Below are 21,025 nucleotides of genomic sequence, written 5' to 3'. Positions count from 1 at the left end.
CCTTTTTTGTTTAGGCTGATACCGTTTCTTTTTTACTAAGGCCGATGCCAGTAAAGCCAGATAAGATAGATAGGATGGGGCAAAGTAAATTAAAGAAACAGAAAGGTAAGTAAGCAAGCGTACTAACACCAAGCGTTTGAGCCATAAAGACACCACTAACACCCCAAGGGATTAGCGTATTTAGTACGGCACCTGAATCTTCAAGAGCACGAGATAGAGCCGTTGGAGCTAGGTCACTTTTATCAAAAGCAGGTTTCATCGCTTTACCTGGAAGAATAATGGCTAGGTATTGTTCGCCAATCATGATATTTGTCATAATCCCACCGAATACGGTCGCCGCAATTAAAGAGCCATTTGATGTCAGTTTGGTTGTAATCGGAGCCATTAAGGCATCAATAATTCCAAAGTTAATCAATAGGCCACCTAATGTTAAAGTTAGGATAATGAGTGAGATTGAACTTAGCATGCTAATTAAGCCGCCACGTGTTAGAAGTGTATCAAGTTCGGGAACACCTATTTTTGAAACAAAGCCATTTTCAATTAAATCAGCAATCTCACTTAAACGAATGGTTGGATTTTGAATGATAAGTAAGCCAATGGAAAGAGCTATATTTGTTAAAAGTGTGGCGATAGCTGGAACTTTCATTATTGAAAAGACAACCATCAAAATAATAGGTAAGGCAGACCACCAGCCAATTGAGAAGTGAGAGCTTAGGGCTGTAGACAAGTGTGTCACTTCAGTTAAGTTGGCGGTAGCAGTAGTTTGTCTTCCTAGAGTAAAGAATAATAGTGTCGCAATAGTAAAAGCTGGAATAGTCGTCCACATCAAGTTGCGAATGTGTTTGAATAAATCGGTGCCCGCAATAGCAGCAGATAAATTCGTACTGTCGGAAAGTGGAGACATTTTATCACCGAAAACCGCACCTGAAATGATAGCTCCAGCAATAAGTGCGGGATTAAATCCGAGTGCTGTTCCCATTCCCATTAAGGCCAGTCCAATCGTTGTGGCCGTAGTAAAAGCACTACCGATTGATGTTCCAATAACGGCGCAGACGATGAATGTTGAGGGAATAAAAAAGTTAATATTAATTAATTTAAATCCAACAACCATCATTGCAGGGATAACGCCCGCAGCAATCCAAGAGGCGATGAGCGCCCCTATGAGAAGAAAGATTAACATAGGAATAATTCCTGTAGAGACCCCTTCAATAATTCCTTTATGAATGTCATCCCAACTTATTTTTTTTGAACGTCCCCACAAAAGCAGTAGGGCGATTGTTAAGATGATGGGAGCGGTTGGGCTCATATTAAATTTGATAACGGCTGTTCCTAAAATGGTAATCATAATGATGAAAATAAGTAACGCTTCTTTGAATGTCAATTTTTTTGTCATGGGTAAAGTCCTCCTAGTTATGTGTAAGTGATGATGTCATAACTGAAAGACGATAACGAGCAATCCCTCCCACACTGCGTGACGTAATAATAAACATGACTATGCCTCCTAATAATTTTTGAAATAAAAAAAGCCCCAGCTAGCTCTAAAGCTAACTGGGACGAAATAGTCGTGGTACCACCCAAAATTCCAAGTCTAATGTGACTTGCTCTTATAAGCGTTAACGAGCTTAACCGTCTCTTTTTTATGCAAAGGGTGTAATTCACTTGTTCATCCTGATTGACTTGCACCGACCGTCAACTCTCTGTACGCTAAAATGAAAAGTTACTAAACCTTTAAAGAGGAATATGTTTGATATACTATCTCATTAAATTTAATAATAGTCAACTCTTAAATTTCCATGAGGTAGTTTTTAATTTTCCTCATTGGCAATTTATTAGTTTAAAGTTATAATCATACTAGTACTGAGTAAGTGTTTGGAGGAGGCAGTCCATGGTTACCTTAGCAGATGTAGCACGTAAAGCGAACGTGTCTAAAATGACCGTGTCACGTGTTATCAATCATCCTGAAAAAGTAACGGATGAATTGAAAGAATTAGTTTTTAATGCGATGAATGAATTAAATTATACACCAAATGTTGCCGCAAAGGCTTTGGCAAACAATAGAACACAAGTCATAAAAATGGTGATTTTAGAAGAGATGGATACGACAGAACCTTATTACATGAACTTGTTAATGGGGATTTCAAAAGAGTTGGATAAAAATCAATATTCGTTACAATTGGTAACAGAAAATAGTTTTGATATTGGACAGTCCGATGGTTATATCATTACCGGCATGCGGGATAAAGATTATGAATGGATTGGCCAAATTGATAAACCGGTTGTATTATTCGGTGAAAATCGTTATGGTCATGATTTTGTAGATACGGATAATATGCAAGGGACCACCTTATCGACGGAACACGCGATTGAAAAAGGGTATGAACGCCTAGTATTTATTGGCATTGATGTTAAAGAAACCTTTGAATTTTCAAGGGAGGCTGGCTACATTAATACCATGCAAAAAGCGCAACGTATTCCAGAAATTTATCGGTTTGACAATCGTTCTAGATACACTACTGCTTTTATTGAAGAAAATTTTGCGACATTTGAAAAGAATACGTGTTTTATATGTAGTTCCGATCGTTTAGCTCTAGGAATTGAGCGAGGCTTGCTTCATAAAGGGGCGAGTATTCCTCAAGATTATGGGGTCGTTGGATATGATGGTGTCTTTTTAGACCAGATTGCTTACCCGCAATTAACAACAATCAAACAACCTGTTATTGAGATGGGAAAATCCTGTGCGAAGATGTTATTAAATAAATTAGAACAAAAAGGGGCGCCTCAAGGTAATCTTTTTTTTGAACCGGAGTTAATAGTTAGAGAGAGTAGCTCTCGGTAGTCAAAAGACAAGTGATAAAATTATCACTTGTCTTTTTTTGTTATCGGTATCACGACTTTCTTTATTGTTGTTACATGTAACATTAGGTATTCTAGGAATGTGAGTTACAAGAAAGCAGAGGAGGTTAAGAGATGTCTTCTAATTGGTGGCAAGAAGCAATCGTTTATCAAATCTATCCAAAGAGTTTTAAAGATAGTAATCATGATGGGATAGGTGATATTAAAGGGATCATTGATGAATTAGATTATATTAAAGATCTTGGCGTTAATACATTGTGGCTGAATCCGATTTTTATTTCACCACAAATTGATAACGGTTACGATATCTCTAATTATTATGCAATCGATCCGATTTTTGGGACGGAAGAAGAGTTAGAGTTATTTATTAAAGAAGCACATAAGCGAGAGCTGAAAGTTGTCTTTGATTTTGTTTTAAATCACACCTCTAAGCAGCACCCTTGGTTTCAAGAAGCGTTAAAAGGACCCGAAAATATTTACAGAGACTATTACATTTGGGAGAAGCCGAAAGAAGATAATGGTTTACCGAATAACTGGGCGTCATTCTTTGGAGGGTCTGTTTGGGAAATGGATGATAAGAGTGGTGAGTACTATTTCCACTTATTTGATAAAGAAATGCCAGATTTGAATTGGGAGAATGTGGAAGTCAGACATGCTATGTTACATATTGCTAAATATTGGTTAAGTAAGGGCATAGATGGTTATCGTTTAGATGCGTTTATTCATATGGCAAAAGCAGATTTATCATTAAATGTACCGGATACTCCAGAGGGAGAATTTGCAATAGCAGAAGAGTATTACGCTAATTTACCAAAAGTTCAAGAGTATTTAGCCGAATTTATTGGAGAACTTAGAAAAATTAAACCTGATATTTTTATTTTAGGTGAAGCAGCCTCGGCAACATGTGAATTAGCAAAAGAATACACGGATTCTAATCGAAATCAGTGCGATACGGTTGTAAGTTTCCGCTATTTCCCAGAACGAGTGGTTGAGAAGAATGATAAAGTACCAGAAAGTCTCCTAACTAAAGAGTTAGATGTAAGCGCCTTTAAAGAAACGATGGCTGAATGGCAAGCGGCCTTAGCGGGAGAAAGATATCCCACACTTTATTGGAATAACCATGATATGCCTAGACTTGTTTCAAGATTTGGTAATGATGACACTTACCGTGACGAAAGTGCCAAGATGTTAGCGACCGTGATGTACTTGATGCGTGGGTTACCCGTGCTGTTATACGGTGAAGAAATCGGCATGAAAAATTTGGTGAGTCATGATGTATCGGACTTCCAAGCACCTGAAGCAGTTAGTTATTATAAGGATATGCTAGCTAAAGGCATAAGCTCAAAAGAGGCATTGGCACGTTTATCAAGTGTCAATAAAGAAGCAAGTCGTGGTGGGATGCAGTGGACTGAAGAGGCTAATGCAGGTTTTTCAACGGTTAGTCCTTGGAGTGGTGTTAATGAAGAACAACTGTATAATGTGCGAGAGCAATCACAGGACGAGGAAAGTATCCTAAGTTATTACCAAGCATTATTGCGATTAAAAAAAGAATCATTATTTTCAGAAGGTGCGTTTGAGTTACTACCAACATCAGACGCCAGTATTGTATACCGCCGTTTTACTGAAGATAAAGAAGCACTTGTTATTGCAAATATGACGGATAAAATTTGTCCAATAGAAGTATACGTGTCACTTAAAGAGTATGACATTGTCTTATCAAATCTTACTAGTAATAGTGATAACCTTAAAGAACTACCGCCGTATGGTGTTATTGTATTGATAAAAAATAAAAAATAAAAAATAAAAAATAAAAAATAAAAAATGTAAAAGAGGGATAGAGGATGGAAAGAGCAGCTTTATTACACAGACCAGATAGTGAGTACGCTTATTTATATGAGAAAGATGAGTTTCATATTCGTTTAAGAACAAAACGAGACGATGTTAAAGCCGTACATGTGATTAAAGGAGACCCTTATTTAATTGATCAAGATAAATGGTATCAAGAGTCAGAACCGATGACATTATTAACACAAACCGAAGATTTTGATTATTGGTTAATTAAAACAACAGCGAAGTACCGTCGTTTACAGTACGCTTTTCATGTTATTGGAATAGATGGCGAGGAAGTATTTTATGGTGATCGTGGGATTTTCCCTTGCACAGAAGAAACAAAAGCTGGCGCAGCTAACTATTTCAGAATGCCTTACTTCCAAGAAGTAGATAGATTTAAGTCACCACAATGGGTAAAGGATACGATTTGGTATCAAATCTTTCCAGAACGTTTCGCTAATGGCGATACATCAAATGATCCTGAAGGGACACTGGCTTGGGGAAGTAAAGACCCTGATAGAGAAGATTTCTTTGGTGGCGACCTGCAAGGTGTGATTGATAATCTAGATTACCTAGTTGATTTAGGGATTAACGGTATTTATTTCTGCCCGATTTTCAAAGCTCATTCGAATCATAAATATGACACGATTGATTACTATGAGATTGACCCAGACTTTGGCGATAAAGAAACGTTTAAAACATTAGTAGCGGAAGCTCACAAGCGTGGTATTAAGATAATGCTAGATGCGGTATTTAATCATATGGGCTATCATTCACCACAATGGCAAGATGTGATTAAAAATGAAGAAAAATCACAGTATGCCGATTGGTTCCATATTCACAGTTATCCAGTTGAGTTTGGGACTAATGGAAATGAAGAAGGTGCGACAACCGTTTCATATGATACGTTTGCTTTCACACCTAGAATGCCAAAATTAAATACAGCTAATCCTGAAGTTCAAAAGTATTTACTTGATATTGCAACGTATTGGATTAAAGAATTTGATATTGATGCATGGCGTTTAGATGTGGCAAATGAAGTAGACCATAATTTCTGGAAACTATTCTATAAAGAGACTGTTGCACTAAAAGATGATTTCTACATTCTAGGTGAAATTTGGCACTCGTCTCAAAGCTGGTTACAAGGCGATGAATTCCATGCCGTGATGAACTATGCGTTTACTGAAACTATCGAGAATTTCTTCGTTTACGAAGGGATTTCAGCAGATAAGATGATCAGCGGCTTGAATGAGCAATTAATGTTATACCGTCAGCAAACGAATGAAGTGATGTTTAATATGTTAGATTCACATGATACGGCACGTTTGTTAACCATTGCTAAAGAAGATAAAGAAGTAGCTAAGATGACATTAGCTTTTACGTTCTTACAACATGGGCAACCTTGTGTGTATTACGGTACAGAGGTCGGAATGACAGGTGAAAATGACCCAGATTGTCGTAAGTGTATGGTGTGGGATAAAGAAGAGCAAGATTTAGTTTTTTATGAGTTTATGAAGGACTTAATTGCACTTAGAAAAGATAATCAAGAAACTTTAACAAAAGGCTCACTAGAGTTTATCTTATCGGATAATGACAAACAAGTTGTTGGATTTGAAAGACGTACAGCTGACCAAGTTATGACTGCTTATTTCAATCGAGGCAATGAAGCTTATGTTATTAGTCCTTTAAATTCTCAAGAAATTGTGATGAGTCAAAATTACAATGAAGCTGAAATGGCAGTAGGAACAAAAGGCTTTGTTATTTTAAAAACAACATAATAAGTAAGTTAAGATGTTATCGGTAACACCTGTAAAGCGCTTGCATTGATACGGGTAACACTTAATAATAAGAGTGTAAGTTAAAGTAAACGTTTAACCAAAACTATTAGGGGGTAAGGAAACAATGAAAAAATCTTGGAAAAAAGCTAGTTTAGGTCTTTTAGTAGCAGGGGCAGCATTAGGTGTTGTGGGATGTGGCAACTCGAAAGATAAGGCAAAAACAGAAGTAGATGACAAGGTATTGGAAGTTACTGTCGATAAAGGTTATATCAAGTATTTAAATGAAATTAAAGGGTCATTTGAAAAAGATAATGGTGTAAAAGTTAAATTAAATGAACGTGATATGTTTGAGCAATTAGATGCACTTGCATTAGACGGTCCTGCTGGAAAAGCACCCGATGTAATGATGTCAGCTTATGATAGATTAGGGCCATTGGGACAACAAGGTCACATTGCCGAAGTAAAACTTGGAAATGAAGCAGATTATAATGAAACAGATAAAAAACAAGTCACAGTTGATGGTAAATTCTTCGGTGAACCTGCGATTATCGAAACATTGATTATGTACTATAACAAAGATTTAGTGAAAGATGTTCCGGCAACTTTTGCTGACTTAGAAAAATTATCGAAGGATCCTAAGTTTGATTTTGAAGCAGAAAAAGGAAAAAATGTTGGGTTCTTAGCGAAATGGACTGATTTCTATTCAGCATATGGCCTATTAGCAGGTTATGGTGGTTATGTCTTTGGTGACAATGGGACAGATCCAAGTGATGTTGGTTTAAATAGTAAAGGTGCTGTAGAAGGTATCGACTATGCTAATGAGTGGTTCCAAAATGTATGGCCTAAAGGCATGCAAGATGTTAAGAGTGCTGGCGACTTTATTGATGATCAATTCATCAATGGTAAAGCAGGCGTAGTTATTAACGGACCGTGGGCAGCAAATGGCTATAAAGAAGCTGACGTTAATTACGGCGTAGCAAAAATTCCAACACTTAAAAACGGTAAAGAATATCAAGCGTTTGGTGGCGGTAAAGCGTGGGTAATGAGTAACTATTCAAAACGTAAAGACATGGGACAAAAATTCATTGACTACGTTACAAATGAAGAAAACCAAGAAAAGTTATTTGACGTAACGAATGAAGTTCCAGCTAATAATAAAGCTCGTGAAAAAGCAGCAGCAAGTGATGATGCGATTACAAAAGCGGTTGTTGATCAATATGAAAATGCTGACCCAATGCCGAATATTCCAGAGATGGGTGAAGTTTGGGCTGGTGGAGAGAACTTAATGTTTGATGCGGCTTCTGGTAAACAAACAGCTCAAGAAGCAGCCGACGCAGCAGTTAAAGTAATCGATGATGCGATTGCACAAAAATATACTAAATAAAACAACCAGTTCCTATTATAGAACTAGGGTATGATCTAGTTTAGTGTTTCGGCAGAGGAGTTTCTTCCTCTGCCGAATTCTTTTAAAGAAGAGGAGAAAGACGATGGATAGAACAGCAACCAATCCAAAAGATGTGAAAAAAGCAACACTCTATTCCTTAATACCGGGTGGAGGACAGCTTTATAATGAACAAAAATTTAAAGCAATTGTATTCTTTGGTATATTTCTATTATTTGTTATTGAGATGATTAGTTTCGGTGGGGCAGCCTTTCAAGGGTTTGTAACTCTAGGAGCTACCCCTATAGAAGACCATTCATTGTTCTTGATGATAGAAGGAACCCTTCAAATTATAATTACTGCGATATTTTTAATCTTTTATGTGTTAAATATTCGTGATGCTAAAGCTGTTGCGAAACAGTGGAATGCAGGGATGACAGTTAATACGACAGCTAAGGGTGTTACGGATAATGTGTTAGAAAATGGCTTTGCTTATCTTTTAACATTACCAGCTTACTTAGTTATGACATTTACAATTATTTTTCCGGTATTAGTGACGTTATTTATGGCTTTTACGAATTACGATTTTTACCATATTCCACCAGCAAGTTTAATTGACTGGGTAGGGTTTAAAAATTTCTTTAGTATCTTTTTCTTAAGTTCTTACCGAGATACCTTTGGTGCCGTCTTCTCGTGGACTGTTATTTGGACTCTATGTGCATCAACGTTACAAATTGTCCTAGGTGTCTTTACAGCAGTAATTGCTAATCAAGAATTTATTAAAGGGAAACGATTTTTTGGGATTATTTTCTTATTACCTTGGGCAGTCCCAGCGTTTATTACCATTATGAGTTTCTCAAATATTTTTAATGATAGTATTGGTGCGATTAACTCTCAAGTTATCCCAATGTTAAACCATTTACCATTTGTTGATATTGGTGCAATCGCATGGAAAACAGATCCATTTTGGACAAAAGTAGCGATTATCATGATTCAAGGTTGGTTAGGTTTCCCTTATATTTATGTTATGACAACAGGGATTTTACAATCTATTCCAGGCGAATTATATGAAGCTGCAAAGATTGATGGCGCAAATGCAATGGCACGTTTTAATAAAATTACCTTACCGATGATTTTATACGTAGCGGCTCCGATTTTTGTTACTCAATATACAGGGAACTTTAATAATTTCTCTATGATTTATCTCTTTAATAATGGTGGACCAGGAAGTGTCGGTGGCGGAGCAGGGTCATCAGATATTCTAATTTCTTGGATTTATAAATTAACAACAGGAAATTCACCACAATATTCAGTTGCAGCTGCAGTAACATTATTGATTTCTGCGATTGTTATTTCAATCTCATTGATTGTATTTAAGAAAACCAAAGCATTTGATATGGAGGGAATGTAAAATGAAAAAAACTCATTCATATAAACGAACCGTTGCACTGAGTAAATTCTTTACGTACCTATTCATGGTCGTGCTATCTATTATTATTATTTATCCATTATTAATTACAGTAAGTTCTGCTTTTAAGGCAGGAAATGTTAGTGCGTTTAGTTTGGATTTTAATAGTAAATGGACATTGAATAATTTCCAACGTTTATTTTCAGAAACGTTATATGGAAGTTGGTATAAAAATACATTAATCATCGCAGTTCTAACGATGGTTTGCCAAGTGATTATCGTAACATTATCTGGTTATACCTATAGTCGTTACCGTTTTGTTGGACGTAAAAGTAGTTTGAAACTGTTCTTAATTATTCAAATGGTTCCAACAATGGCAGCTTTAACTGCCTTTTACGTTATGGCATTTTTACTAGATGCGTTAGATCAATATTGGTTCCTAACTTTAATTTATATTGGAGGTGGGATACCAATGAATACGTGGTTAATGAAAGGCTATTTTGACACCGTTCCTTATGATTTAGATGAATCAGCAAAACTAGATGGAGCAGGACATTTCAGAATATTCTGGCAAATTATTTTACCGTTAGTAAAACCAATGATTGCCGTTCAAGCATTGTGGGCCTTTATGGGACCATTCGGAGATTTCATGTTGGCACGATTCTTACTTCGTTCACAAGAAAAAATTACAGTAGCTGTTGGTCTACAATCATTTATTAGCAATTCTAAAGATCAAAAAGTTGCCTTATTCGCAGCAGGAGCAATCCTGATTGCCGTTCCAATCGTAACCTTATTCTTCTTCTTACAAAAACACTTTGTATCAGGATTATTGGCTGGCGGAACAAAAGGCTAAAAAAGGATGAAAACAATGACAAACTTACCATTCCCATTAAATTATATTAAAAACAGTATGCGACCTGAGACCGTATTTACAGGTAGAAAATCATTAAAGCTGACTCAAATTTTGGTTATCTTTATCTTTTTAACGTCGCTATTATTAATACCTGTCACTTTAAATGTTGCTAAAAATCCAAATATTTCGTTAGAAACGTTAATGCCGGATGCTTTTTCACAATTAGATAAACGAACAATGACAGCGATAAAAGAAGCGGATATTAGTGAGGGCCAATTGAATGAAACGGCACACACGTTTTTAAATGAAGACAAGACTGTTGGCTTCAATTTAACAAAAAAAGAGATGGACAACCTTTCAAGTGGGATTAGTTTTAATCAAACAGGTATGAGTTTAAAAGATAAATCAGGCTATACCTTTGATGTAGCTTATTCGAAATCATTTTCTTTGGCTACCAGTCAAACGTTAGACGAGTTTAAAAATTCTATAAGTCAAGAGTGGTTAACTCAAAATAAAGGATTTGTGGCGCTGACACTTATAATGATGAGCGCGGGAATGATTTTTATGAGTGAGTTGATGCTAGTAATTGGAGGTGCCTTCTTTATTTGGGTGACTCGCTTTAACGAAGCATCCTCAATTAAAACATTCCGTGAATCTGTTACGTTAATACTTAATGCCATGGGGTTAAGTAGTGTCTTAGCAATGGTGGTTGGATTAATAAAATTTGATATGACCATTGTTTTAAGTATCCAGTCATTGGGACTTGTCGTTATGTTATTGGCAGTATTTGTTAAAACTAGATTTAATGAAGACCAAACACTTAGAAAAATGAAACAAGCATAATTTAGTTAGAGGAGAATCAGACGATGTTCAAACGATTATTTGATATTGATCCGTGGAAGATCAAGACAACAGAATTAGCAGTAGATGATATGAGATTGCAAGAGAGTTTAACTTCAATTGGAAATGGCTATATGGGGATGCGTGGTAACTTCGAAGAGGGTTACTCAGGTGATTCACATCAAGGTACTTATATTGCAGGTGTTTGGTTTCCAGACAAAACACGTGTAGGTTGGTGGAAAAATGGCTATCCGGATTATTTTGGTAAAGTGATTAATGCTACTAATTTTATTGGGATAGACGTTGTGATTGAGGGAGAAAAAATTGACCTTGCTACAACAACGCATCGTGATTTTTATTTAGAATTAGATATGAAGACAGGGATTTTACGACGTGAGTATACCGTTATAAAAGATGGCTTAGAAGTTAAATTAACATTTGAGCGCTTTATGAGTGTAGCAACACAAGAATTAGCACTAGTTAAAGTGACAGCAGACTCCTTAAAAGGTCAAGCGACCATCGAATTAACGCCTAAATTAGATGGTAACGTCACAAATGAAGACAGTAACTATGATGAGGTCTTTTGGATTGAAAAAGCACGTCACGTTGGCGAAAAAAATTATTTAACAATGGAAACGTTAGAAAATCCATTTGGCACGCCTCGTTTTTCTGTGACGACAAGTATGAAAGTTGTGACAAGAGAAGGCTCAAAAGTCACAAAAGAGAGTGACAAATATGTAGCAGAAACATATAGCTATGTCTTGGTACCAGGCGCTTCTATTAGTTTAGAAAAATACGTTGCTGTTACAACGAGCCGTGATATTCCAGAAGCAGAACAAGTAGCATCAGGTGAGTGTATTTTAGAAACTGCTGTTAATCAAGGGTGGAACACGTTGAAATTAGCTCATATAACAGAATGGCAAGGCCGTTGGGACAAAGCTGATGTGATTATTGAAGGAGACGATGAAGCACAACAAGGAATGCGTTTTAATATCTTCCAATTATTTTCAACCTACTACGGTGAAGATGCTCGTCTAAATGTTGGACCAAAAGGCTTTACTGGTGAGAAATATGGTGGGGCAACCTATTGGGATACAGAAGCGTATATTGTTCCGATGTATTTATCAGTAACAGGTAAAGAAGTGAGTGAACAATTACTGAAATACCGTCATCAACAATTAGATGGGGCTTTCCATAATGCGTCACAACAAGGACTAAAAGGTGCCCTTTATCCCATGGTTACTTTTACAGGAGTGGAGTGCCACAATGAGTGGGAAATTACATTCGAAGAAATCCATCGTAACGGCGCGATTGCTCATGCGATATACAACTATGCCACGTATACAGGTGATGAAAGCTATCTAGTAAACGAAGGAATCGATGTCTTAGTTGCTATTTCACGATTCTGGGAAGACCGCGTGCATTTTTCAAAACGACGTAACAAGTACATGATTCATGGTGTGACGGGTCCAAATGAATATGAAAATAATGTTAATAATAACTGGTATACAAATACCATTGCAACTTGGGTTTTACGTTATACCTTAGAATCTCTTGAAAAAGTTTCGACTAATAAGTTAACTGAATTAGCTATAACTGAAGATGAGAAAGAAAAATGGCAAGACATTATTGATAAGATGTATTATCCGACAGATGAAGAGTTAGGGATTTTTGTTCAACATGACACGTTCCTAGATAAAGAGTTACGCCCAGTATCTGACTTGTCTAAAGAGTGCCTACCACTCAATCAAAATTGGTCTTGGGACCGTGTGTTACGTTCGCCATTTATTAAACAAGCGGATGTCTTGCAAGGTTTATATTTCTTAGGTCATGAATACACTAAAGAAGAGAAACAGCGTAACTTTGATTTTTATGAACCCATGACCGTGCACGAATCGTCATTATCAGCCTGTGTGCATAGTATTTTAGCAGCTGAACTAGGCATGGAAGAAAAAGCAGTAGAGCTTTATGCAAGAACAGCTAGACTAGACTTAGATAATTACAATAACGATACTGAAGATGGGCTACACATTACGTCAATGAGTGGTGGCTGGTTATCAGTGGTTCATGGTTTTGCTGGAATGAGAACGTTAACAGGCAGACTTGAATTAGCGCCATTCACTCCAAAAGGTTGGGATGGTTATCGCTTCAAACTGAACTACCGTGAACGCTTACTAGAAGTTGATGTGACAAAAGAGCAAGTCAAAATCAGTCTATTAGAAGGAGAACCTTTGGAAGTAACGTTGTTTGATGAGACTGTCCGTATTGAAACGGAGTTTGTTAAAGCATTAAATTAAACTTAAAAGTAACCAGATAATGTTCGATTATTTGGTTGCTTTTTTTAAAAGGGTGGAGAAAAATGAGTGTTAAAGGGTTTATTTTCGATTTAGATGGTGTGATTACAGATACAGCGGAGTATCATTTTGAAGCGTGGCAAAATCTTGCAAAGAATTATGACATTACAATTGACCGTGAATTTAATGAACAGTTAAAAGGCATTTCCCGTATGGATTCTTTGGATAGGATTTTAAATCATGGTGGTCGAGAAACTGATTTTACAGAAGCTCAAAAAGAAGAGATGGCATCTGAAAAAAATGGCGAGTATGTAAAATTAATTGAAAAAATGACACCTGAGCATATCTTACCTGGTGTTTTAGATTTTTTAAATGAGCTGAAAGAGCATAATTATTTACTTGGATTAGCTTCAGCAAGTAAGAATGGACCAGTTATTTTAGAGCGTCTTAATTTAAGTGGCTATTTTGATACAATTGTCGATCCTTCCTTATTAGCTAAAGGAAAGCCAGATCCTGAAATTTTTCTTACAGCAGCACATCAACTAGGAGTAAAACCAGAAGAATGTGTCGGAATAGAAGATGCGTCGGCTGGTATAGAAGCGATTAACAAAGCGAAGATGTTCTCTGTAGGGGTGGGAGATAAAGAGTCGATGAAAGAAGCAGACTACCGATTAGATAGTACAGAGGGATTAGTATTAGATGTTATTTTAAATAAAGTTAAATAGTTGTAACCCTAGTCTTTGGGCTAGGGTTATTTTTATTTCATTGTTATGTTGACTTTATATAAAAGGTATCTTAAAATAGAAACCGACTGTTCGTTTTGTTTGTGAAAGTTATGTTAATAATAAGGAGTGAAATAATGAATTTATCAAAAGTTGAAGAAAGAAAAAAATATATCTTAAGAAGTGCAAGTGAGTTGCTAGCTGAAAAAGGTTTAACTGATATTACAATTGATGAAGTAGCGAAACAAGCGTGTTTGAGTAAAGGTGGTGTTACTCACTATTTCAAAAATAAAGACCAGCTCTTAGTTGAACTTGCTAATATGTTAGATGCGGATTATTTGGATAGAATCGAAGAGGAAGCGACTAAGCATGAAGCAACTAAAGGAGTATGGACGAGAGCGTTATTAGATGTGGCTGATTTGGATCTTTTAGGTGAAACTGAAATTACAAATGCCTTAGTTGCAGGAGCGATGGCTAGTCAAAAAGAAGGGAATGATGCGAAGAGCTTTGAAGTGATTCAATCAAAGTTAGTATCAGATGGCTATGATCCTGTTTTAGCAACTATTATTCGTTTAGCGATTGATGGCCTTTACTATGCAGAATTATTTAAAGCGGAACCTCTTGATCCTAAGCTTAGAAAAGATGTCTTTGATCGTATGATTTCATGGACAGAGTAATCCAGTTAAATTAAAAATTGAAATGAGTGAGTAAGTATGACAAAAGAGTGGTTAAAAGTAATCTTTGCTTCATTATTCGAATTAGTTTGGGTCAGTGGCTTAGCCCATGCTTCAACAGTTTTAGAATGGGTTTTAACAGCAATAGGGGTAGTCGTTAGTTTTTATCTCTTAACATCATCTGTAAAAAAATTACCGATAGGAACAGTTTATGCGGTCTTTGCAGGACTGGGTTCTATTGGGAGTATTATTGTAGGTGTCGTATTCTTCGGCGAGTCAATTAGCCCATTAAAAATTGTTTTTATGGGGACATTATTACTAGGTATTATTGGGTTGAAATTGATTGAAACAGACAAGGATGAGGTGAAATAGATGCATTGGTTAGCTTTAGTAGGTGCAGGATTGATGGAAGTTTTAGGTGTATGGAATATCAAACGAATTGCAGAAGGAAATAAAAAAGCAATCATTGTTGCCTTTTTTACAATGGGAAGCAGTTTACTGATGTTATCTTTTGCTCTTCAAACTATTCCAATGGGAACAGGTTATGCGATTTGGACCGGTATTGGAACGGTAGGGACAGCCATTCTTGGTATTATTTTATACAAAGATTCAACAGATATAAAACGTCTCGCGTGTATTGCCTTGATTTTAGGGTCAACAATGGCGCTTAAATTATTATCATAAAAAGAAAGAGCTCATAGAGTTCTTTCTTTTTTATGCTCATGTGACAAAAGTGTTAGATGGGGGAGAGGAATTGTAAGATGATTCAGAGGTCATACTTTCTGCTTGCGTGTAAACTAATGGTATAAGATAAAGCGCAAGTCGCATAGGAGGAAATAAAATGACAGAAAAAGTACTAGAAGTATCTCATATAAAAAAAGTATATGGTAAAAAAGGTGAAAAACAACATGAAGCAATTAAAGATATGTCTTTCGCTATTGAAGAAGGTGAATTTGTTGGTATTATGGGGCCGTCAGGTTCAGGTAAGACGACTTTATTAAATCTTTTATCAGCATTAGATAATCCAACAAGTGGGGATATCAAAATTTCAGGTAATAGTTTAACAGGATTAAAAGAATCACAACTCTCAGATTTTAGAGCAAAAAATATAGGGTTTATTTTCCAGGATTTTAATTTACTTGAAAATTTAACAATGAGACAAAATATTGGCTTACCATTATCATTACAAGGTGTGTCTCATGCGAAGACTAAGAAAAAAGTTCAAGATATTGCTCGTATACTAGATATTGAAAGAATATTAGGTAACTATCCTACAGAGGTCTCAGGCGGTCAGAAACAACGTGTAGCAGCTGCCCGAGCATTGGTTCATAATCCAGCTTTATTACTAGGAGACGAGCCTACAGGGGCCTTAGACTCGAAGAATGCGAAGAACTTACTTGGTGCGTTAAAAGATCTAAATGAGGACTATAAAACAACTATTCTTATGGTAACCCATGATGCAGTGAGTGCGAGTTACTGTAAACGTATCTTATTCATTCAAGATGGAACGATTTATCGTGAGTTATTCCGTAGAGGAACACAGCAAGAATTTTATCAAGAAATCTTAGCCGTCCTAGCGGGATTAGAATTAGATACAGAAAGTTTGGTGTAAGTCTATGATGTTAAAATTATCCTTAACTAGCGTAAAAAAACGTTGGCAAGATTATCTCGTATTAATGATGGGGCTGATGATTTCTATCGCCATCTTCTACATGTTTCAAACCCTGTCTTTAAACTCAGACTTTTTAAAAGAAAATATTCCTGCAATTCAAATGGTCGTTTTTGTTTTCCAATTAGGAGCAATCTTACTTGGCATGATAACAGTAGTCTATATTTTATATGCTAATTCGTTCTTACTTTCAATGAGAAAGAAAGAATACGGTATGTATATGATGTTAGGGGCTAAAAAACGTAAAATTAGCCAAATGATTGCCATTGAAACGATTTTTATTGGTCTACTATCAATGGTGATTGGTGGGTTAGTAGGAACAGGTTTAGCTCAATTAATGGGGAATTATCTAAGCAAAGCAATTGATTTACCGTCAAAAACATATGTTGCATTTGTGCCTATGGCATTACTTGTTACAGTAATTTTCTTTGGGATCTTATTTATCATGACAACGATTATTAATGTGACGAAGTTTAGAAAAACAAGAACACTTGATTTGCTCTATAGTGAAGGGCAGTCTGAACGTCGTAAAAAACGTCCGGTGATGACGATTATTAAAATGCTTATTTCACTTGTTTTAATAGGAATTGGCTATTACTGTATGATGAATATGGGAAGCTTACAACTGATTGGTGTCTTTATAGCCATCTTTACGATAACACCTGGAACCTTTTTATTCTTCGGTTCATTAGTACCAGTAGTAGTATCATGGATTAAAGGAATGGAGAAGTATAGCAGTAAGGGGATTCGTATTTTTACGCTATCTCAATTAAGCTTTAAAGCCTCATCATTAGCAAGAGTGTTAGGGCTAGTGACCATGTTATTAGCCTTATCATTAGGGGCAGTAACAGTGGGGCAAGCCTTTAAAAACTTCTCAGAAGATATACTAAAGGTAAATTACAACGATGTCGTAACGTATAATGCTACGGTTGATATTCAAAAAGAAATTGATCAATTAGATGCTAAAGAAAAAATTCATTATCAATCTAAAACCAAAGAAGGAACAACTTATTTTGTAGCAAGTGAGTTTGAAAATAATCCACTATTGATGCAAGAAGAGGGAAATGTTGAAAATCCATTTATGAACCCGATTGTTCCAGTAAAAAATTTAAAAGTGGATCATGAGTACTCAAGTCAAACAAAAGGGGAATATTACATTACCCACGCTTTTTCACAATTGGCTGATAGTTATAGTTCAGAAAATACTTTTGCATTAACTTATAAAGTAGTGTCACAAGAAACCTTTGATACTATTGATGTTAAAAAAGATGATGTTCAAGTTATTCGTGTTGAAGATTACATGTCGCAAGTTGATCATTTCAAAACAATACATGCTTTAGAAAAAGAGAGAAATCCTAAAGCTGCTAGTAATATGAGTAAATACGACATGTACCAAAGTGTTCAAGGGATGGCGAGTGGTTTTATGTTCATGGGATTCTTCCTAGGCTTTGCTTTCTTGGCAATGCTTGCCAGCTGTTTGATGTTTAAAATATTATCAGGGGCTTATCAAGATGTTGCAAGATACGATATGTTACATAAAATAGGGGTAAGACGTCAGTTATTAGTTAAATCCTTACGTAAAGAAATATTCATTATTTTCTTGGTACCAGCATTTTTAGGTGTGGTACACGTATTAGTTGGTTTAAAAATGTTCACGATGTTTATACCAAATCCGTATCAATATATCGCGTTACCCTTCGCAGTATACAGTGTTGTTTATTTCATATACTATGTTGTAACAGCACAGTTATATAAAAATATTGTCTTACCTAAGATAAAATCATAAGAAAAAGACTGGGAATTTTCCCAGTCTTTTTTGTGAGGTCAGGAAATAAAAAAAGTAAAGGCAATTTACCTTTACTTTAAATGGGAGAGAGCCTTAGGAGGGAGTTTCTCTTCTTTTAATTCTTCCCAACTTGTTACACCATATCGTTTACTAATAGTTAATTTGAGATAAGCATTTCGTTTGATTGGTCTGCCGATGGTACTGTTAAATTCAACTTCTTTTTTATTTCCCTCAGCATCATAAGCAGGTAGCTCGTAAGCGTACTCTTTAAAAGGGTCTTTACCACCACTAGTAAAGGATCGGCCATTGGTAGTAATTTTTGTATAGTAATCTTCCCAACCGTAAAAATAGCGATAACCTCCAATTAAAGAACCTAGCATGATTAAACTAAGTAATACTATTATTTTCTTCATTTCTATCATCCTTTCAACTTGTATCTAAAGAATAGTATGAATGAGAAAGAAGAGATGAGCCATCGGATGAGCTATCAAGGACCTAACAGTTTTGTAAGTAATAAAAAAACTCAAGCATATGCTTGAGTTTACTTAGAAACAATTGAGATATGTTCGTTATCAAAGCCAGTGTCCTCAATAATATCAAGGAAACCTTTGGCATAATCGCCATAGCTAATATAACTTTTGTTTTCACTGTTAAGAGTTAAATGATTAGTGGCAATAGTGTATTGGTCTGTTGTTTCACCTTCAAAATCAAAATCAGCTGCAGGACTTACATAAGTCCAATGTGTCGCTTTTGTTGCTTTAAGTTCTTCTAAAGCCGCAAACATACTTTTAGCAACAGGTAAGAAAGCTTCGGGGAAATCTTCTGTTTCGAATAAACGAGTGGTTTCTTCTTCATCTACAAAAAGACTTCCAGCACCACCTACAACGTAAAGTCTAGTTGTACCATGTTTTAAAATCTTAGCCAAATGACGGAGTGACGTTTGATGAAGTTGTGGCATGATCTTAGGTGCGTTAAACGCATCTACTAAAATATCGAATTCGGCCACCTCTTTTTCAGTTAAATCATATAATTCTTTTTCAATAAAAGGCACATCTTGCGTTAACTTTTCATGATTTCTGATTAGAGCAGTGACCTCATGCCCTCGTTTTATTGCTTCCAAAAGTAGGAGAGTCCCTTGTTTACCAGTTGCACCAACAATACCTATTTTCATTCTAACTCATCCTTTCGTAATAACGCTCTATACTCCATGCTAAGCCTTATTCACTAAAAGGTCAATGAAATTGATTTTTTATTTTTGTGCAAGTTTAACAGCTTTTGATAATGAGTGGAATAATAAAGCTAAACCAACTGTCATAATGATATGACCAAGACCAGCAATACCTGAGATAGCAGGACCAGTTTCAGTACCTAAAACCGTCATAGTACCGTGGAAAATCATCATAGCTAGTGATAATAATAACCCGACATTATAAACAATGTAGAATTGGTTAAATTGTTTGAATTGAGATAAGTTGAAGTTTTTTTCTAAAAGTAACACGATTAAGAACATAATCATTCCTAATACTAAAGTATGTGTATGAGTGACAGATAATTGTGTTGTCCCTTCAAAATCTTGGATTTTTGTAAACTCACGGTAAAATACTCCTAAAGCTAATCCAAAAATAAGGTAAAAAGTACTTGTTTTGACTAATTTGTTCATCATAATAAAAATTCTCCTATTCGTCTTTTAATATGCCGTGTTTCAACCATTTGATTCGGCGATTGTATTGATCAAGTAATTCTGTTTGGTCCCAGTCATTTGCAAAATAATCATTCAGACACTGGTGGATAACAGGAACAAGAACTTTAAAGAAATCTAATAAATCTTGTTGGGATGTTATTTTTAAGTGGTCTGTTTTCATCATTTTAGTAAAATCTGTAGGTGCAGTTTTTGAAAAAGTCGCACGTTCATCTTTTTTAGCAAGCTTGTGCTCTGTAGTATAGGATAAATTAAGGGTCACGATTTTAAAGTAATCATGATATTTATCATTGGAGTAAGCATGAACTAATTCAATAAGGTACGTTTCAAGGCCTAAAAATAAATCACCCTCTGCTTTTTTTATAGCGTCCATAACAGTGCCATGTGCTTCTCCAGTTACAGTATGGTATAGGTAGTGATATAGGTCTTCGATGTCCTCGAAATACTTATAAAAACTACCTCGTGATATCTGACTATCACGGACAATATTTGCAACAGAAGCTTCATGAATACTAGCTTTTGAAAATTCTTTTAAAGCTGAATCTAAAACAATGTTCTTTTTTTCTATTGGTAAGTTAAAAAAGGTCTCTTTGGGCATGGTGTCACCTCCAATGGTTAAATGTGGCCTGAACCAACTACTGTCTAAAATTATAAGTGACACAGTGTCACTTGTCAAACAAACGGATTGGTTGTTTGAGGTCTGTCTAGCTCTAGTTAGAAGAGCCATTTTCTTAAGTCTTATGTTAAAATAGGAGTGTAAAATAATTATATAAAAAGAGGTGTCTTATGGGATTATTAACTGATTTATTAGGCGCAACAGGATTAAATGAAAATAAAAAAGAAATTTATTTAGAGGATAGTGGACAAAAACCAGAAGGGACAGCTCAAGAAGCGATTCAAAAACAATTAGAAACACTAGACCGCGCGGCTAGAGGCATTCCGTTAGAAGCTGGGCATAAAGCGGCAGTAGATATAACAGAACGTATGAAAGAAGCTGCTCGTAAAGGAGAGACACAAGTAACTTATGAACAACCTAACTTAGATGATATTTTGGGATCAATCTTTGGAAAAAAAGTTGCACCAAAAGTGGAGCAGCACAGTGGTGTGGAGGATGTTTTTGGAGATATATTAGGTGAAATTGGTAAAGAATTATCTAATAAGGGCGCAAAAACAAAAAGAAACGGCAAAGTGATGTCAATTGATTTATCAGATATCATGGACAGCTTGAGATAAAGGAG

The 21,025-nt window shown here is 35.8% G+C and carries 20 protein-coding genes and 1 other annotated feature; of the genes, 15 read left to right on the top strand and 5 right to left on the bottom strand.

The features are described from left to right. Window positions 1-10: 10 nt before the first annotated feature. Window positions 11-1,393, bottom strand: coding sequence for a Na+/H+ antiporter NhaC (gene nhaC, locus CBF31_RS03250; protein ID WP_126830922.1), 1,383 nt, complete (start codon window positions 1,391-1,393; stop codon window positions 11-13). A 153-nt stretch (window positions 1,394-1,546) separates the two neighbouring features. Further along, window positions 1,547-1,733: a binding site (T-box leader), on the bottom strand. 152 nt (window positions 1,734-1,885) lie between these two features. Here nhaC and CBF31_RS03245 point away from each other — a divergent pair. The 14 genes from CBF31_RS03245 (at window position 1,886) to CBF31_RS03180 (ending at window position 18,088) form a co-directional block, all read left to right on the top strand. Next, the gene (locus tag CBF31_RS03245) at window positions 1,886-2,836 is read left to right on the top strand and encodes a LacI family DNA-binding transcriptional regulator (RefSeq protein WP_126830920.1); all 951 of its coding nucleotides are present in this window, start codon (window positions 1,886-1,888) and stop codon (window positions 2,834-2,836) included. Between the two features lie 131 nt (window positions 2,837-2,967). Then, a complete protein-coding gene (locus CBF31_RS03240) occupies window positions 2,968-4,650 on the top strand; it encodes an alpha-glucosidase (RefSeq protein WP_126830918.1) in 1,683 nt (560 codons plus the stop codon). A gap of 44 nt (window positions 4,651-4,694) precedes the next feature. After that, on the top strand, window positions 4,695-6,461 hold the full coding sequence (locus tag CBF31_RS03235; protein ID WP_126830916.1) for a glycoside hydrolase family 13 protein: 1,767 nt from the start codon (window positions 4,695-4,697) through the stop codon (window positions 6,459-6,461). Window positions 6,462-6,585: 124 nt separating this feature from the next. Continuing rightward, window positions 6,586-7,845 carry an extracellular solute-binding protein gene (locus CBF31_RS03230; RefSeq protein ID WP_126830914.1) on the top strand — a complete coding sequence of 420 codons (1,260 nt, stop codon included), beginning with the start codon at window positions 6,586-6,588 and terminating at the stop codon, window positions 7,843-7,845. Window positions 7,846-7,948: 103 nt separating this feature from the next. Beyond that, window positions 7,949-9,253, top strand: coding sequence for a carbohydrate ABC transporter permease (locus tag CBF31_RS03225; protein WP_126830912.1), 1,305 nt, complete (start codon window positions 7,949-7,951; stop codon window positions 9,251-9,253). A 1-nt stretch (window position 9,254) separates the two neighbouring features. After that, window positions 9,255-10,103, top strand: a complete 849-nt coding sequence (locus CBF31_RS03220; RefSeq protein ID WP_126830910.1) for a sugar ABC transporter permease — start codon at window positions 9,255-9,257, stop codon at window positions 10,101-10,103. 15 nt (window positions 10,104-10,118) lie between these two features. Beyond that, complete coding sequence (locus CBF31_RS03215; RefSeq protein WP_126830908.1) at window positions 10,119-10,946, top strand: hypothetical protein; 828 nt, start codon at window positions 10,119-10,121, stop codon at window positions 10,944-10,946. 23 nt (window positions 10,947-10,969) lie between these two features. Then, a complete protein-coding gene (locus tag CBF31_RS03210; RefSeq protein ID WP_126830906.1) occupies window positions 10,970-13,240 on the top strand; it encodes a glycoside hydrolase family 65 protein in 2,271 nt (756 codons plus the stop codon). A 62-nt stretch (window positions 13,241-13,302) separates the two neighbouring features. Beyond that, entirely contained in the window at window positions 13,303-13,962 is a 660-nt protein-coding gene (gene pgmB / locus CBF31_RS03205) for a beta-phosphoglucomutase (RefSeq protein ID WP_126830904.1), read from the top strand. 134 nt (window positions 13,963-14,096) lie between these two features. Then, a complete protein-coding gene (locus CBF31_RS03200) occupies window positions 14,097-14,636 on the top strand; it encodes a TetR/AcrR family transcriptional regulator (protein ID WP_170167860.1) in 540 nt (179 codons plus the stop codon). A 36-nt stretch (window positions 14,637-14,672) separates the two neighbouring features. Beyond that, the gene (locus CBF31_RS03195) at window positions 14,673-15,005 is read left to right on the top strand and encodes a DMT family transporter (protein ID WP_126830900.1); all 333 of its coding nucleotides are present in this window, start codon (window positions 14,673-14,675) and stop codon (window positions 15,003-15,005) included. Beyond that, entirely contained in the window at window positions 15,006-15,317 is a 312-nt protein-coding gene (locus tag CBF31_RS03190) for a DMT family transporter (protein WP_126830898.1), read from the top strand. It begins immediately after the preceding gene. 157 nt (window positions 15,318-15,474) lie between these two features. Next, on the top strand, window positions 15,475-16,245 hold the full coding sequence (locus CBF31_RS03185) for an ABC transporter ATP-binding protein (RefSeq protein ID WP_126830896.1): 771 nt from the start codon (window positions 15,475-15,477) through the stop codon (window positions 16,243-16,245). A 4-nt stretch (window positions 16,246-16,249) separates the two neighbouring features. Continuing rightward, a complete protein-coding gene (locus CBF31_RS03180) occupies window positions 16,250-18,088 on the top strand; it encodes an ABC transporter permease (protein WP_126830894.1) in 1,839 nt (612 codons plus the stop codon). Window positions 18,089-18,159: 71 nt separating this feature from the next. Here the strand turns inward: CBF31_RS03180 and CBF31_RS03175 are convergent, their stop codons facing one another. The 4 genes from CBF31_RS03175 to CBF31_RS03160 form a co-directional block, all read right to left on the bottom strand. Next, a complete protein-coding gene (locus tag CBF31_RS03175; protein ID WP_170167859.1) occupies window positions 18,160-18,501 on the bottom strand; it encodes a YxeA family protein in 342 nt (113 codons plus the stop codon). Window positions 18,502-18,629: 128 nt separating this feature from the next. Further along, on the bottom strand, window positions 18,630-19,259 hold the full coding sequence (locus CBF31_RS03170; protein WP_126830891.1) for an NAD(P)-dependent oxidoreductase: 630 nt from the start codon (window positions 19,257-19,259) through the stop codon (window positions 18,630-18,632). 78 nt (window positions 19,260-19,337) lie between these two features. Then, window positions 19,338-19,751, bottom strand: coding sequence for a DUF2871 domain-containing protein (locus CBF31_RS03165; RefSeq protein WP_245977906.1), 414 nt, complete (start codon window positions 19,749-19,751; stop codon window positions 19,338-19,340). 13 nt (window positions 19,752-19,764) lie between these two features. Further along, a complete protein-coding gene (locus CBF31_RS03160; RefSeq protein ID WP_170167858.1) occupies window positions 19,765-20,385 on the bottom strand; it encodes a TetR/AcrR family transcriptional regulator in 621 nt (206 codons plus the stop codon). Between the two features lie 188 nt (window positions 20,386-20,573). Here CBF31_RS03160 and CBF31_RS03155 point away from each other — a divergent pair, with 188 nt between their 5' ends. Further along, a complete protein-coding gene (locus CBF31_RS03155) occupies window positions 20,574-21,020 on the top strand; it encodes a hypothetical protein (protein WP_126830887.1) in 447 nt (148 codons plus the stop codon). The last annotated feature ends 5 nt before the right edge of the window (window positions 21,021-21,025 follow it).

The organism is Vagococcus fessus, from assembly GCF_003987565.1.
Classification (GTDB): domain Bacteria; phylum Bacillota; class Bacilli; order Lactobacillales; family Vagococcaceae; genus Vagococcus_D; species Vagococcus_D fessus.
The sequence above is the reverse complement of the archived record's forward strand: the minus strand, read 5'-3'. Positions and strand labels throughout refer to the sequence as shown.

Coding starts and splice junctions, on each gene's coding strand:
- CBF31_RS03210 (WP_126830906.1), top strand. CDS start 10,970: ATGTTCAAACGATTATTTGATATTGATCCGTGGAAGATCAAGACAACA.
- CBF31_RS03155 (WP_126830887.1), top strand. CDS start 20,574: ATGGGATTATTAACTGATTTATTAGGCGCAACAGGATTAAATGAAAAT.
- CBF31_RS03240 (WP_126830918.1), top strand. CDS start 2,968: ATGTCTTCTAATTGGTGGCAAGAAGCAATCGTTTATCAAATCTATCCA.
- CBF31_RS03215 (WP_126830908.1), top strand. CDS start 10,119: ATGACAAACTTACCATTCCCATTAAATTATATTAAAAACAGTATGCGA.
- CBF31_RS03175 (WP_170167859.1), bottom strand. CDS start 18,501: ATGAAGAAAATAATAGTATTACTTAGTTTAATCATGCTAGGTTCTTTA.
- CBF31_RS03195 (WP_126830900.1), top strand. CDS start 14,673: ATGACAAAAGAGTGGTTAAAAGTAATCTTTGCTTCATTATTCGAATTA.
- CBF31_RS03185 (WP_126830896.1), top strand. CDS start 15,475: ATGACAGAAAAAGTACTAGAAGTATCTCATATAAAAAAAGTATATGGT.
- CBF31_RS03225 (WP_126830912.1), top strand. CDS start 7,949: ATGGATAGAACAGCAACCAATCCAAAAGATGTGAAAAAAGCAACACTC.
- CBF31_RS03190 (WP_126830898.1), top strand. CDS start 15,006: ATGCATTGGTTAGCTTTAGTAGGTGCAGGATTGATGGAAGTTTTAGGT.
- CBF31_RS03220 (WP_126830910.1), top strand. CDS start 9,255: ATGAAAAAAACTCATTCATATAAACGAACCGTTGCACTGAGTAAATTC.
- CBF31_RS03230 (WP_126830914.1), top strand. CDS start 6,586: ATGAAAAAATCTTGGAAAAAAGCTAGTTTAGGTCTTTTAGTAGCAGGG.
- CBF31_RS03180 (WP_126830894.1), top strand. CDS start 16,250: ATGATGTTAAAATTATCCTTAACTAGCGTAAAAAAACGTTGGCAAGAT.
- CBF31_RS03200 (WP_170167860.1), top strand. CDS start 14,097: ATGAATTTATCAAAAGTTGAAGAAAGAAAAAAATATATCTTAAGAAGT.
- CBF31_RS03160 (WP_170167858.1), bottom strand. CDS start 20,385: ATGCCCAAAGAGACCTTTTTTAACTTACCAATAGAAAAAAAGAACATT.
- CBF31_RS03165 (WP_245977906.1), bottom strand. CDS start 19,751: ATGATGAACAAATTAGTCAAAACAAGTACTTTTTACCTTATTTTTGGA.
- CBF31_RS03235 (WP_126830916.1), top strand. CDS start 4,695: ATGGAAAGAGCAGCTTTATTACACAGACCAGATAGTGAGTACGCTTAT.
- pgmB (WP_126830904.1), top strand. CDS start 13,303: ATGAGTGTTAAAGGGTTTATTTTCGATTTAGATGGTGTGATTACAGAT.
- CBF31_RS03170 (WP_126830891.1), bottom strand. CDS start 19,259: ATGAAAATAGGTATTGTTGGTGCAACTGGTAAACAAGGGACTCTCCTA.
- nhaC (WP_126830922.1), bottom strand. CDS start 1,393: ATGACAAAAAAATTGACATTCAAAGAAGCGTTACTTATTTTCATCATT.
- CBF31_RS03245 (WP_126830920.1), top strand. CDS start 1,886: ATGGTTACCTTAGCAGATGTAGCACGTAAAGCGAACGTGTCTAAAATG.